The 14,293-nt window shown below is 32.4% G+C and carries 14 protein-coding genes; 13 read left to right on the top strand and 1 reads right to left on the bottom strand.

Annotation, left to right across the window (positions count from 1 at the left end; translation table 11 throughout):
- The first annotated feature begins 26 nt into the window (after positions 1 to 26).
- The 10 genes from AC1EUY_RS01800 (at position 27) to guaB (ending at position 9,188) form a co-directional block, all read left to right on the top strand.
- On the top strand, positions 27 to 1,568 hold the full coding sequence (locus AC1EUY_RS01800; protein WP_480193787.1) for a bifunctional metallophosphatase/5'-nucleotidase: 1,542 nt from the start codon (positions 27 to 29) through the stop codon (positions 1,566 to 1,568).
- A gap of 64 nt (positions 1,569 to 1,632) precedes the next feature.
- Positions 1,633 to 1,986 (top strand): DUF6686 family protein, encoded by a 354-nt coding sequence (locus AC1EUY_RS01795; RefSeq protein ID WP_480193786.1) that lies wholly within the window; start codon positions 1,633 to 1,635, stop codon positions 1,984 to 1,986.
- Positions 1,987 to 2,119: 133 nt separating this feature from the next.
- Complete coding sequence (locus tag AC1EUY_RS01790; protein WP_480193785.1) at positions 2,120 to 3,292, top strand: porin; 1,173 nt, start codon at positions 2,120 to 2,122, stop codon at positions 3,290 to 3,292.
- Positions 3,293 to 3,407: 115 nt separating this feature from the next.
- On the top strand, positions 3,408 to 3,947 hold the full coding sequence (locus tag AC1EUY_RS01785) for an FMN-binding protein (RefSeq protein ID WP_480193784.1): 540 nt from the start codon (positions 3,408 to 3,410) through the stop codon (positions 3,945 to 3,947).
- Between the two features lie 3 nt (positions 3,948 to 3,950).
- A complete protein-coding gene (locus AC1EUY_RS01780) occupies positions 3,951 to 4,448 on the top strand; it encodes a hypothetical protein (protein ID WP_480193783.1) in 498 nt (165 codons plus the stop codon).
- A gap of 85 nt (positions 4,449 to 4,533) precedes the next feature.
- Positions 4,534 to 5,253, top strand: coding sequence for a hypothetical protein (locus AC1EUY_RS01775; protein ID WP_480193782.1), 720 nt, complete (start codon positions 4,534 to 4,536; stop codon positions 5,251 to 5,253).
- A 71-nt stretch (positions 5,254 to 5,324) separates the two neighbouring features.
- Positions 5,325 to 5,552, top strand: coding sequence for a FeoA family protein (locus tag AC1EUY_RS01770; protein ID WP_480193781.1), 228 nt, complete (start codon positions 5,325 to 5,327; stop codon positions 5,550 to 5,552).
- On the top strand, positions 5,549 to 7,516 hold the full coding sequence (gene feoB, locus AC1EUY_RS01765; protein WP_480193780.1) for a ferrous iron transport protein B: 1,968 nt from the start codon (positions 5,549 to 5,551) through the stop codon (positions 7,514 to 7,516). The genes AC1EUY_RS01770 and feoB overlap by 4 nt, the downstream gene beginning before the upstream one ends.
- Complete coding sequence (locus AC1EUY_RS01760) at positions 7,516 to 7,641, top strand: FeoB-associated Cys-rich membrane protein (RefSeq protein ID WP_480193779.1); 126 nt, start codon at positions 7,516 to 7,518, stop codon at positions 7,639 to 7,641. Before feoB ends, AC1EUY_RS01760 begins: the two co-directional genes overlap by 1 nt.
- A 71-nt stretch (positions 7,642 to 7,712) precedes the next feature.
- Positions 7,713 to 9,188, top strand: a complete 1,476-nt coding sequence (gene guaB, locus AC1EUY_RS01755) for an IMP dehydrogenase (protein WP_480193778.1) — start codon at positions 7,713 to 7,715, stop codon at positions 9,186 to 9,188.
- Between the two features lie 40 nt (positions 9,189 to 9,228).
- Here guaB and AC1EUY_RS01750 read toward each other — a convergent pair whose 3' ends face one another.
- Positions 9,229 to 9,375 (bottom strand): hypothetical protein, encoded by a 147-nt coding sequence (locus AC1EUY_RS01750; RefSeq protein ID WP_480193777.1) that lies wholly within the window; start codon positions 9,373 to 9,375, stop codon positions 9,229 to 9,231.
- A 655-nt stretch (positions 9,376 to 10,030) separates the two neighbouring features.
- On the opposite strand from AC1EUY_RS01750, the gene AC1EUY_RS01745 reads away from it, so the two are divergent.
- The 3 genes from AC1EUY_RS01745 to AC1EUY_RS01735 are packed head-to-tail and all read left to right on the top strand — an operon-like array spanning position 10,031 to position 14,252.
- Positions 10,031 to 10,807, top strand: coding sequence for an exonuclease domain-containing protein (locus AC1EUY_RS01745; RefSeq protein WP_480193776.1), 777 nt, complete (start codon positions 10,031 to 10,033; stop codon positions 10,805 to 10,807).
- Positions 10,808 to 10,809: 2 nt separating this feature from the next.
- Entirely contained in the window at positions 10,810 to 11,295 is a 486-nt protein-coding gene (locus AC1EUY_RS01740) for an ABC transporter ATPase (protein WP_480193775.1), read from the top strand.
- Positions 11,296 to 11,321: 26 nt separating this feature from the next.
- Positions 11,322 to 14,252 carry a serine hydrolase domain-containing protein gene (locus AC1EUY_RS01735; RefSeq protein WP_480193774.1) on the top strand — a complete coding sequence of 977 codons (2,931 nt, stop codon included), beginning with the start codon at positions 11,322 to 11,324 and terminating at the stop codon, positions 14,250 to 14,252.
- Positions 14,253 to 14,293: the final 41 nt, after the last annotated feature.

The following is a 14,293-nucleotide window of genomic DNA, read 5'->3' as shown; positions in this document are numbered from 1 at the left end:
TAATTTTATGCAATAGAATTTATGACATGAAGATTTTTAAATCCCTTTTATTTGTATTGTTTATAACTGTATTTATTTCATGTAGAACACAACAGCCAATAACGAAGAATCAAGTTATAGTAGATGATGGTAAAATTGAACTCACTTTTTTGCAGTTAAATGATGTCTATGAAATTGCTCCATTAGAAGGTGGTAAAGTAGGAGGGATGGCTCGTGTAGCAAGTGTCAGAAATAAACTACTCGCTGAAAATAAGAATACATATACTTTTATGGCAGGTGATTTTTTAAATCCTTCTTTGTTGGGTACACTAAAAGTTGATGGGCAACGAATTAAAGGAAAGCAAATGATTGAGGTGATGAATGCTTTGGGAGTTGACTTAGTGACTTTCGGAAATCATGAGTTTGACCTTAGTAAAAATGAACTCCAACAAAGACTTAACGAATCTGAGTTTGCATGGACTTCTGCCAATGCACGTCAAAAATTTTGTGGTACTACATTTCCTTTTTATAAAGAAAAAAAAGGCATAAAAGAATTTACTTCTGATACACATATTATCGAAGCAAAAGACACTGATGGAACTATTGTAAAGATTGGTTTTTTTGGTGTCGTAATTCCATCGAATCCGACAAGTTATGTTGCATACACAGATATGTATGAACAAGCAAAAAGAGCGTATAATGATTTAAAAGATAAAACTGATTTTGTAATTGGTTTAACACATGTTGAGATAGAACAAGATCAGAAAATTGCCCAACTGTTACCACAAGTACCCCTAATTATGGGAGGTCATGAACATAATAATATGCTGGTAGAAGTTGACAATACAAAAATTGCAAAAGCAGATGCTAATGCAAAGACAGTTTATGTGCATAGAATTAATTATGATAAAAGAAATAAGAAACTTCAACTAAGATCAGAATTAGTACCCATTAATGCGAAGAGTGGCGAAGATGAAAACGTAACAAAACTTGTAAATAAATGGAATAAAGTTTTAGAAACTAAGATAAAAGAGATCGTATCTGATCCTAACGAGATAATTTATGTTACAGAAAAACCTTTAGATGGAAGGGATAAACCCATAAGAAGCCATCAAACGAATCTTGGTAAATTAATTACTGAGGCAATGTCATATGGTTTTAATGATGAGGTTGATTGTGCTTTAGTAAACGGAGGTTCTATTAGAATTGATGATCAATTAGAAGGCAATATTACCAGTATCGATATTTTTAGAGTATTACCTTTCGGTGGAGGGATTTTAAAAGTAGCTATCAAAGGAAATTTATTAAAAGACGTACTTAACTATGGCAAGTCTCAGGCGGGAGATGGAGCCTATTTACAACGATACAATGCTGAATTCGAAAATGGTCAATGGCTTGTTAAAGGCTACCCCATTAATGAAACCAAAACATATACGGTTGCTTTTAGTGATTATCTCTTAAAAGGATTTGATATTCCTTTTTTAAAACCTGATAATAAAAGTGTAGTTTCAATCTATACTCCTAATAAAGAAGAACTAACTTCTGACATTAGAAAAGTGGTCATTAACTATTTGAAATCTTCAAAATAATTATTTAGAATAATTCTAAATAATAAAAATCTTCTAGTATATTTGTCAACTAATAGAGGCAAATATGTGTTCTGAAATTAAGATTATAAGTAAAACTGAAAATGGTATTGTGTTTCAATGTAAGAGTTGTGAAAACTTTCAAGTGCAATTCAAAAACTTAGATTTTAGTTTTAATGATAAAGAATATTACCACTTTTGCAATTATATTACTTCAATTGATGCTGGGTATTACGAATATCATTTCAACGATGAGTTACATGGTAAAAAAATACAACTTCCTATTGGGCATAAAAACTTACTTATCTCATTAAATATTGAAGAACTTAAAGAGCTTAAACTACTTTTTTCACATCGATTTAATAGAGATTATGAGTATTTGAAATTTCATCAAATTCAAAATCAATTGTTTATGAATTGATTAAGGTGCTTTAAATCAATTATTTAATCCTTTATTTAAAATTATTCTAAATAACTTTTGTTATTTAATTATCTGTAATGTACATTTGCCATCGTAATTTAAATATTATTTATAATTAATCTAAATAAAAACAATGAAAACTTTTAAAATTGTCTTAGTAGTCATGCTTTTTAGTATGATTTCTTATGGTCAAACTGTTCCAGATTCGTTATATACAAACCCTCAAAACCAGCAAAATGCAGCACAACGTATTTTATCAGGTAATATTAATACAGGTGTAACTGTTGGTGGTTATGGCGAAATATTATATAATCAACCCGAAGGCGACAATGGTGAATTAGATGTACAACGTTTAGTCATACTTTTTGGATATAAATTTAACGATCGTACACAATTCGTTACTGAGATTGAGTTTGAGCATGTACAAGAAGTATTTGTAGAGCAAGCATTTTTACAGTATAGTTTAAATGACAATGTGAATCTACGAGCTGGTTTGATGTTAGTACCTATGGGTATTGTCAATGAATATCACGAACCCACTACTTTCAATGGTGTTGAGCGCCCAAGTATCGATGGTGCCATTGTACCTACAACATGGCGAGAAATTGGTTTTGGAGTATCTGGTCGATTTGATAATGCATCTTTACGTTATCAAGCCTATATAATGAATGGATTTAAATCTACTACACCCGATGGTGACGGTGTAAGAGGATTTTTAGGCGGAAGTTCGGGTTTACGAGGAGGACGTCAAAAAGGAATTCAATCTACTATTAACAAGCCTACCTTTTCTGCTAAACTAGATCATTACGGTGTACCCGGATTACGTTTAGGTTTGTCAACCTATTTAGGAAGAACACAAGCTGATGATGATGTAGATGATCTTGATGGAGCCGATGTAGGTGTTACTATGATAGGAGCCGATGCACGTTATGCATATCAACGATTTACCGCGAGAGGACAGTTTATTTATGCTAATATTTCAGATGCTGAAGCTTATAATAAACTTACTGGAAGAAATTTAGGAAGTGCTTTGCAAGGGTGGTATCTAGAAGCAGCGTATAATTTATTGCCTCAAGAAAAAAAACAACAGTTATTTGCTTTTGCCCGTTACGAAGATTATGATACGCATCAATCTGTTGATAGAAATCTAGAACGAAACTTATCATATGATAGAGATGAATGGACTTTTGGTTTAAGCTACAAATTGGCGCCTGGAGCCGTTGTAAAAGCAGATTATCAATTTAGAGATAATGCAGCGAATACAGGTACTAATAGATTGAATTTTGGAGTGGGAGTATGGTTCTAAAAAAAGATTTTATTTAAGTAGTTGGTTTCTGTTCAAAACCGAAATAAGTTTAAGATTTATTTCGGTTTTTCATTTTTATTTAGATTTATTATAAATAAAATTTTACATTTGCATCATGAGTTTTTATAAGACTTTTAATGTTATTTTACTTTTAACGGTATTTATTTTAATGTCGTTTAATACAATACCTTCTAAACTAAAAAAGAAGATTGATAAAGAGGTAAAAACTACATTTAGTACCGAATCATTCACTTTTCAAGCTGTTGTAGTTAAGGATGCTATAAATGTTAAACTTCAAAAAAAAATAGAAGAAAACACTTTGTTTAAAATACTGTCAGATTCTAAGTTAATAGGGTATGCTTATGTAGATAAAGCTCCAAGTAAAACAGATGAGTTTGATTATTTAGTACTATTTGATACGGCATTTATCATCAAAAAAACCAAAGTGTTAATTTACAGAGAAGACTATGGAGGAGAAATAGGAAGTAAGCGTTGGTTAAAGCAATTTAATGGTAAAAGTTGTAAAGATAAACTAGCCTATGAAAAAGATATCATTGCAATATCTGGTGCTACTATTTCTGCAAATTCTATGACTATTGCTGTAAATAGCTTGCTACATTCTATTGATATTCTTCAAGAGCATAAAGCTATTTAGTATATGCAAGTTGACGGATTGCTACTTACTTTTCCTAAAGAGATTAAGCTTTTAATTGCAGCTTTTTTAGTAGTATTAAGCATTGGTTTTTTTACGGGTCTTTTATTTGTGAATACAACAACTTCATTGGTGCCAGAAGGTATTGAAGAAAATTATAACGGCAATGAACATATAGAAGATGCCAAGGTAATGAAGTTTAAAAAATCTGAGCGCGAAATTCTTACTACGGTACATTCTCACATCTTATCAATGTCACTCATTTTTTTTCTTGTTGGGTCATTATTAGCTTTAACTAAAATGAAAAATAAAAAAATTAAATTGTTCTTAATGATAGAACCCTTTATTTCGATTATATTAACTTTTGGAGGTATTTATTTATTATGGAAAGGCTTGGCATGGATGAAATATATCATTATACTTTCGGGATCATTGATGACACTTTCATATACTGTCTCTGTACTTATAATTTTAAGTCAGTTACTCAAAAAAGAAACTACTTAAATTTTACTGATTCTAAATAAAGCCTTTTTTAAAAGTGTCTTTAAAATAATTGATTTTGTTGTATTTTTATAAAAAGAAAACGAAGATGTTGAAAGAAATAAATTTATACGAGCAGCTACGAAAAGAACGCAACAAAACAGTAGGTGAAAACAATATCCTCCATTGGGTTGAAAATATATTTAATGACCTAGATAAAGATCGCGAAGCAACACTTCAAAAACTTCAAAACCATCAAGAAAAATCTGAAAATAAGTTTGATATTGATAGTATAGACGCTGGTTATATTTTTCATATAGATCAAATTAGAAAAATATGTATTGACTATAGACTGCGTTTTCTTCCTACAAAATATTTTAAGGGTGAATATCCAGAAGAAGTTATTTCCAAAATTCATCAACTAGAAAAAATACATAATACCACACTCACTAATTTTAAGATCATTGTGCCCTCTAAACTTTTTGTGCTAAAAAAAGCAGATGATCCTGTATTGTTTGCACCTATGGGTAAGGGTTATTACTATTTGATTTATAAATGGGGAAAAGACCTACACCCATTGCGTAAATACAAAATGTGGTCATTAAAAAATGTAGGTAATTTAGGTTTTACAATATTTACGGTATGTATTTTACTTACAATACTTAGTACGAATTTCATTTTTAATGGCAATACAAAACCAGTGTATCATTTAATGCTATTTCTATTTTACTTTAAATTTGCCATTGGTTTTATACTTTTTTATGGTATTGCTTCGGGGAAAAACTTTAGTGAGTATATCTGGAGAAGTAAATACAATAAAGTGCAATAGATTACCATTCCTAAATTAGAATTATTCTAAATAATAGCGTATTTTAGCAAGCTAAATCTGCTATTTAGTTTATGAAGATCACCATTGATGATTTGGTAAAGGGAGAGCGTGCGGTTATCAAAAAATTTCTTGTAAAAAAAATTCCACTCAAGCTTATAGAAATGGGTTGTATAGAAGGTAGTTATGTAGAGTTGGTTCAACATGCTCCATTTTCTGATCCATTATATTTAAATATTAATGGCACCTACTTAGCTATTAGAAAAAAAACAGCTGCTAAAATTCAAGTAGAACGTGTATGAGCAAGTTGTTAAAAGTTGCCTTAGTAGGTAATCCAAATACCGGAAAAACGTCCTTATTTAACAGACTCACAGGTCTAAATCAAAAAGTAGGTAATTACCCGGGTGTTACAGTAGATAAAAAGACAGGCATTTCTAAATTATCACCCTCAGAAAAAGCTTCTGTTATCGATTTACCAGGAACCTATAGCTTAAATCCATCTTCTTTAGACGAAGACATTGCTGTAAAAGTACTCGCAAATAAAGAAAATAAAGAATACCCACATGTAGTAGTGGTGATTGCTGATGTAGAAAATCTTAAACGTAATCTATTACTTTTCACACAAGTTAAAGATCTAGGATTACCTACTATTCTTGCTATTAACATGCATGACCAGATGCGTAAAAAAGGTATTTCCTTAGATGTAGAAAGCCTTGAACAAGATTTAAAAACGAGCATAGTACTCATCAGTACTAAAGAGAATACGGGCATCACTAAACTCAAACAAGCTATTATCAATTATAAGACACTTTCATTAGAACCTTGTTTTGTTTATACAGAGGGTATTCTCGATAAGAAGGATAAGAAAAGAGATAAGAAACATAGAGATACCATAAAAAGATATCAATTTTTAACAGGGATACTTAACAAGTCATATACTTTTAATCGAGATAAGGCTACTGATCTTCGTACAAGATTAGATGGAGTATTAACACATCCTATTTTTGGATACCTTATTTTCTTTGCAATTTTATTTTTAATTTTTCAAGGATTGTTTTATTGGTCTGAGAAGCCAATGGACTTTATAGACGAATCTTTCGCGTCGTTAAGTGAGTGGGTAAAAAATAATGTGGCTCCAGGCGTATTTACCAGCCTACTTGCCGAAGGTATTATTCCAGGTATTGGTGGTGTCGTTATTTTTATTCCGCAAATCGCATTTCTATTTATGATCTTAGCCATACTAGAAGAAACAGGTTATATGAGTAGAGTGGTTTTTTTAATGGATAGAATCATGAAGCGATTTGGACTAAGTGGTAAGAGTGTTGTACCACTTATTTCGGGTACAGCTTGTGCGATTCCTGCGATTATGTCATCGAGAAATATAGAAAGTTGGAAAGAGCGTTTAATTACCATTTTAGTAACACCTTTTACAACATGTTCAGCAAGAATTCCAGTCTATGCCATCATTATAAGTTTAGTGATACCTAACAAAAATGTATTGGGAGGTATTTTTAATTTACAAGGATTAACCTTAATGGCGTTATATCTTTTAGGTTTTGCATCGGCGATCATTGCAGCAGTAATATTAGAAAAGACTTTAAAAATAAAGTCTAAATCTTATTTTGTAATTGAGATGCCAGATTATAAAATGCCACTGCTAAAGAATATATTTTATCATGTATTAGAGAAAACCAAAGCTTTTGTTTTTGGTGCAGGTAAAATCATATTAGCGATTTCCATCATTTTATGGGTATTAGCTTCTAATGGACCTACACAAGAATTTAAAAACGCAGCACAAATTGTAAAAAAAGAACATGTAAATCTTGATAATGAAGAATTGGCTACTAAAATAGCTTCGTATAAATTAGAGAACTCTTATATCGGCATAATGGGTAAAACCATAGAGCCCATTATTAAACCATTAGGCTATGATTGGAAGATAGGCATAGCATTAATTACATCATTTGCAGCCCGTGAAGTCTTTGTAGGAACCTTAGCAACAATTTATAGTGTGGGTAGCGAAGAAGAAGCTTCTATAAAGAATAAGATGCAAAAAGAGAGAGATCGTATTTCTGGCAAGCCAATCTATAACTTGGCTTCTGGTATATCAATCCTATTATTTTATGCATTTGCCATGCAATGTATGAGTACATTGGCAATTGTAAAGAGAGAAACCAGATCTTGGAAATGGCCTTTAATTCAATTAGTTGGTATGACAGCTATTGCATACCTTAGTGCTTTAATCGCTTATCAATTCTTAAAATAATGGATTGGCTACAGAATATATTGGTGATAATAGCATTGGTATTAGCAATATGGATGTTATATACTAAGTTCTTTAAAAAAGATACCCAAGAAGGTTGTGATAATGATAATTGCGGATGCCATTAGTTTTTAAGTTTTTAATTATTTTTTTGCTTTAAAAAGAGTATATTTGCTCGCAATTAAATCTTAATTGCATCATGAAAGCTCATCAGTCAAAATTTGTAGGAGAAGGTTTAACCTATGATGACGTACTTTTAGTTCCTGCTTATTCAGAAATTTTACCACGCGAAGTTAGTATTCAAACAAAATTTACAAGAAATATTTCTATCAATGTGCCTATTGTATCTGCTGCTATGGATACAGTTACAGAATCTTCAATGGCAATTGCAATGGCAAGAGAGGGTGGCATAGGCGTACTCCATAAAAATATGACGATTGAACAGCAAGCTGCTGAAGTACGAAAAGTAAAACGAGCGGAGTCGGGTATGATTATTGACCCCGTAACTTTACCAGTAACTGCAAAGGTAGTAGATGCCAAGCGTAATATGGCAGAGCATAAAATTGGTGGAATACCCGTGGTAGATGATTCTGGGAAATTATTAGGTATTGTAACCAATCGTGACCTACGCTTTGAGAAGAATAATGATCGTGAGATTGCTGAGGTGATGACAAGTGAGAATTTAGTAACAGCAGGTAAAGGAACTTCTTTATCAGACGCTGAAGTTATTTTACAAGAAAATAAGATAGAAAAATTGCCAGTAGTTGACGATGATTATAGATTAATTGGCTTGATTACTTTTCGCGATATTACGAAACTTACCCAAAAGCCCACGGCTAACAAAGACAGTTATGGACGATTAAGAGTTGCTGCTGCGGTAGGAGTAACATCAGATGCTGTAGATAGGGTAGAAGCTTTGGTAAAGTCTGGTATTGATGCGGTAATTATAGATACTGCACATGGTCATACCAAAGGAGTAGTCAGTGTTTTAAAAGAAGTAAAAAAGAAATTTAACAGTCTAGATGTTGTGGTTGGGAATATAGCGACACCAGAAGCGGCAAAATATTTAGTTGAGGCGGGTGCAGATGCGGTGAAAGTAGGTATTGGTCCTGGTTCAATTTGCACCACAAGAGTAGTTGCAGGGGTTGGATTTCCACAGTTTTCGGCTGTTTTAGAAGTAGCAGATGCTATTAAAGGTTCAGGAGTTCCCGTAATTGCCGATGGGGGTATTCGTTATACGGGCGATATACCCAAAGCGATTGCTGCAGGTGCTGATAGTGTGATGTTAGGTTCCTTATTAGCTGGCACAAAAGAATCCCCAGGAGAAACCATTATATACGAAGGACGCAAGTTTAAATCATATCGTGGTATGGGTTCTGTTGAAGCAATGAAGCAAGGTTCTAAAGACCGTTATTTTCAAGATGTAGAAGATGATATAAAAAAGCTAGTACCAGAAGGTATCGTTGGTCGTGTACCTTATAAAGGAGAATTGGTTGAAAGCATACACCAATTTGTTGGAGGCTTACGGGCTGGTATGGGGTATTGTGGAGCAAAAGATATAGAAACATTAAAAACTTCTGGGAAGTTTGTAAAAATTACTTCTTCGGGTATTCATGAAAGTCATCCTCATGACGTAATGATTACCAAAGAAGCACCAAATTATTCGAGAAGGTAAACTTTAATTTTATACGGCTTTGTTATAATGCGTTTTTATTTTAATTCGCCATTTTCTTTAAGAAATCTGAATATTTTTTATCTACTTCCGATATAATGTTTACATTGTTATAATTCAGCCATTTTATTTCTTCAATTTCACTTTTCGGTTTTAAAACTCCACCACATTCCGCTTTATAACAAGTCATTTTAACTAAAACACCTTCTTTTGCTCCGTCAGGTTGAGCTTTGAAAGTTCCGATATATTGTAATTGTATTGTTTTTAATTTGTACGTCTAATTTCTGCAATATTTCTCTTGCAAGAGTCTATTCGTCAGTTTCTGCTAATTCCCTTTTTCCTCCTGCAGTATAGTATTTTGATTTTCCTTTAGATTTTGTGCTTAAAGTTTGTCCATTTTTCGTTTCAACTAAACGCTATTTTTATCAACTTCTTTCATTTTTCGGTCGGTTTTTGTCAAATGCATTACAGCGTTAAGCTTGGTAGAGTTTTAATCGAAAAGAATTCCCTGCATGCATGCATCGGGGTATCCGTTGAAATTGTCATTCCTGTGAAAACGGGAATCTAAATAATTAGGATTTCGATTTTTGACCCTGAGGTCAAAATGAAACTGGCGAAATACCCCTGTGGCTTGCCCTGGGGATAGTTGGTTTCAAGAAATTCTTTATTTCTTTAGCGAGTGATAAGCGAATTTAGCCGAAAATTTGTTAAGAATCAAGAGAAATTAAAAAGTGGTTGTACATCTTCAATTTGTTTAAAAATCGGTTAAAAAGTTCTACGAAACTAAGTGTTAAATACATATTATATAGAGTGCCAAATTGTATATTTGAGAATAATTTTTTTAAATGGAGCTAAACCTAAAAAAACCGATTGTTTTTTTTGACCTCGAAACTACTGGGGTAAATATTGCAAAAGATCGTATCGTTGAAATCTCGATACTTAAAGTATTTCCTAATGGTAATAAAGAAAGTAAAACATGGTTAGTGAATCCTGAAATAGAAATACCACCAGAAGTAGCTGCGATACATGGTATTACTAATGAAAAAGTGGTTACAGAGCCTACGTTTAAAGAACTCGCTAAAGAAGTAAGTAAATTAATTGAAGGTTGTGATCTCGCTGGTTTTAACTCAAATAGATTTGATATTCCGCTATTAGCAGAAGAATTATTACGGGCTGGCGTAGATTTTGATATGAAAAATAGAGTAGCGATAGATGTACAGGTGATTTATCATAAAAAAGAACAACGTACATTGAGTGCTGCGTATAAATTTTATTGTGATAAAGAATTAGAAAATGCACATTCAGCAGAAGCGGATACCAATGCAACGTATGAGATTTTAAAAGCACAATTAGATAAATATGATGATGTAGAAAACGATATAAAGTTTTTGCATGAATATTCAACACATAAGAAAAGAGCTGACTTTGCTGGTTTTATCGTTTTTAATGATAAAGATGAAGAGATTTTTACGTTCGGTAAATACAAAGGGCAGAAGGTAGCAGATGTGCTTGAAAAAGATAAAGGCTATTATTCTTGGATACAGAATGCTGATTTTCCGTTATATACGAAAAAGGTATTAACCAATATTAAATTAAGAGGATTTAACAATAAACTGTTTTAGAAATGCATGTAGATTTTAATGAGTTAAACGGTAATGCTAGAGTTTGGGTATATCAAGCAGATCGTGCTCTAACTGATGATGAACGAATGCAAGTTTCAGAGAAACTTCAATTTTTTACCCAACACTGGAAAGCACATGGTGATGATTTAAAGGCTTCTTTTTTAATACGATATAATCAATTTATCATTATTGCGGTCGATGAACATTTTAATAATGCAACAGGTTGTTCAATAGATGCTTCGGTACATGTAATACAAGAACTCGAAAAAAAATTAGGTATTAGTCTTACCAATAAAATGAATATTGCATTTAAAAATGGCGAAAACATACATACAGTTTCGATGCAACAATTTAAAGATTTTGCCAAAGCTGACAAAATAAAAAATGATACGGTCGTTTTTAATAATATGATTACTTCTAAAGCTAATTTCGAAACCGCTTGGGAAGTACCTGCAAGTAATAGCTGGCACGTACGCTATTTAAACTAATACACTCAAAATAAGCTGATTTATCTATGAAATTGAATCTATCTAAAATAGGCATATTTGTCATTGTACTTTTCACTACGATTGCTATGCGATCTCAGAATGTTGATCCTTTAGTAAAGTTAGATGATTATGGGCAAAGAACATGGGTAGATAGTATTATGAAATCAATGACTGTAGAGGAAAAGATAGGACAGTTGTTCATGATACCTGCATATTCTAATAGAGATATTACACATCAGAAGAAAGTAGAAGCACTGATTAAAAAATATAAAGTAGGCGGGATTATATTTTTTCAAGGCACACCTGACAAACAGGTGAAAATGACCAATGGTTTTCAGAGTGTTGCTAAGATTCCGTTATTGGTTGGTTTTGATGGTGAATGGGGATTAAATATGCGTTTACAAAATACCTATAAGTTTCCATGGAACATGACTTTGGGAGCTATTGAAGATGACACATTAATTGAAGAATTTGGAAAGCAGGTTGGTAAACATGCAAAAAGAACAGGGATACATATTAATTTTGCACCCGTAGTTGATGTGAATATTAATCCTAAAAACCCAATTATTGGTAATAGGTCTTTTGGAGAAGACCCGAAAAGAGTAGCAGAAAAGGCAATTGCTTTTACCAAAGGTATGCAGAGTGAAAATGTATTGGCAAGTGCAAAACATTTTCCGGGGCATGGTGATACCGATACCGATTCACATCATGCGTTACCAGTAATCCCATTTACAAAAGAACGTTTAGATTCTGTTGAGCTATATCCTTACAAGAAAATTTTCGATGCAGGTATTGCTAGTGTAATGGTAGCACATTTAAGTGTTCCCGCATATGAATCGAATCAAAGTTTACCTTCTTCGTTATCTAGAAATATCGTAACCGATTTATTAAAAGATAAATTAGGATATGAAGGTCTTATACTTACCGATGCATTAAATATGAAAGGCGCTGCCAATTTTTCTGACTCAGCCGAAATTAATTTAGAAGTAGTAAAGGCAGGAAATGATATTTTACTGATGCCTAATGATATACCAGAATCTTTTGAACGGTTAAAAGAAGCTTATGAAGAAGGTATTATTACCGCAGAAAGATTAAATCATTCGGTACGTAAAATATTAAAAGCCAAATATTGGGCGGGTTTAAGAAATTTTCGACCAATTAACGAAGATAATGTGGTTGAAGACTTAAATACCATTGAGAATAATGCTATGCATCACAAGTTGATGGAAAATGCCATCACACTTATAAAAAATGACAATGATGTCTTACCGATTCAAGATTTAGTTAAAAATAAGATTGCCTATGTAAAATTAGGAGATGCTGAAAATGAAACTTTTGTAAATAGGTTGAGAGATTATGCTGCTATTGATGTGATCGAAGAAACCAAGATAGATCAATTGATGAAGAGGTTGAAACCTTACGATGTTGTGATTTTAGGATATCATAAGTCGAATGCGAATCCATGGAAAGATTTTAAATTTAAAATCCATGAAATGGTTTGGATACAAGAAATCGCTCGTACTAAGAAAGTGATTTTAGATATTTTTGCAAGCCCTTATAGTTTGTTAGATATAACATCATTCACGAACATTAATGCCGTATTAGTGTCGTACCAGAATAGTAATATAGCACAAGACTTATCAGCTCAAATGATTTTTGGAGCCTTGGAAACCAAAGGTGTTTTGCCAGTAAGTATTAACGATGATTTTCGTGCAGGGAGCTGTATAACTTCAAAAAGTTTATTCAGATTAGCCTATGATGTTCCAGAAAACGTAGGAATGAGTAGTGAAAAATTGCAAAAGATAGATTCAATTGCTCAAATAGTACTTACTAATAAAATGGCACCTGGCATGCAAGTATTAGTTGCTAGAAAAGGGAAAGTAATCTATCGAAAGAGTTTTGGAAATCATACGTATAAGGGTAAGGTAAAAGTTAAGAATAGCGACTTATATGATCTTGCTTCGCTTACAAAAATCTTAGGAGGTACACCTTCTATTATGAAGGCGTATGAAGATGGTAAATTTACGATTGATACCAAACTTGGTGATATTTTTCCCTATTTAAAAAATACCAATAAAGATACTATCTTACTAAAAAATGCTTTGGCACATAATGGTAGGTTACAAGCCTGGATACCTTACTATCTATCGACTTTAGATAGTATTACGGGTAAACCTTTACGAGATTATTACCGTGTTAAAAAGACAAAAGGCTTCACTACTCAAATTGCAAAGAATTTGTATTTAATTGATAGTTATCAGGATACTATTAATAAAAAAATTGCTGAATCTCCATTACGAGAAAAAAACGGATACAAGTATAGTGGTCTTATCTTCTATATTTTTAAAGATTATATTGAAAAACAGTACAAAACACCTTTAAATATTTTTAATAGTAAAAATTTCTACGACGAATTAGGGGCTTTAACGCTGACCTATAAACCTTTAGAAAAATTCGGAAAATATAGAATCGTACCTACAGAAGCTGATAGTTATTATAGAAAACAATTGTTACATGGTACAGTACATGATCAAGGTGCTGCTATGTTAGACGGTGTGAATGGTAATGCTGGGCTATTTAGCAACTCAAATGATGTGGCAAAGATGATGCAAATGTACTTGCAAAAAGGATATTATGGAGGTAGGCGTTATTTTAAACCCGAAACCATAGAATTGTTTACCAAGAGGCATTTTGCCGATGAAAAAAATCGAAGAGGTTTAGGTTTTGACAAACCGCAAATTAAATTTGAAGAAAAAGCAACCTGTGCTTGTGTTTCAAATCAAAGTTTTGGTCATAGTGGTTATACAGGTACCTACACTTGGGCAGACCCAGAAACTGAATTGGTATATGTGTTTTTATCAAATAGAGTGCATCCTTCTTCAAACAATAGTAAGTTAGTAAGAGAAAATATTCGAACCGAAGTGCAACGTGCAATTCAACAAGCGATTATAAAATAACAAATTCGTCTTTATATTAGAATAGAATAAAAATGATTTAT

This window comes from Maritimimonas sp. 2210JD6-3, assembly GCF_056591795.1.
This window is presented reverse-complemented; position numbering and strand designations above follow the sequence as displayed.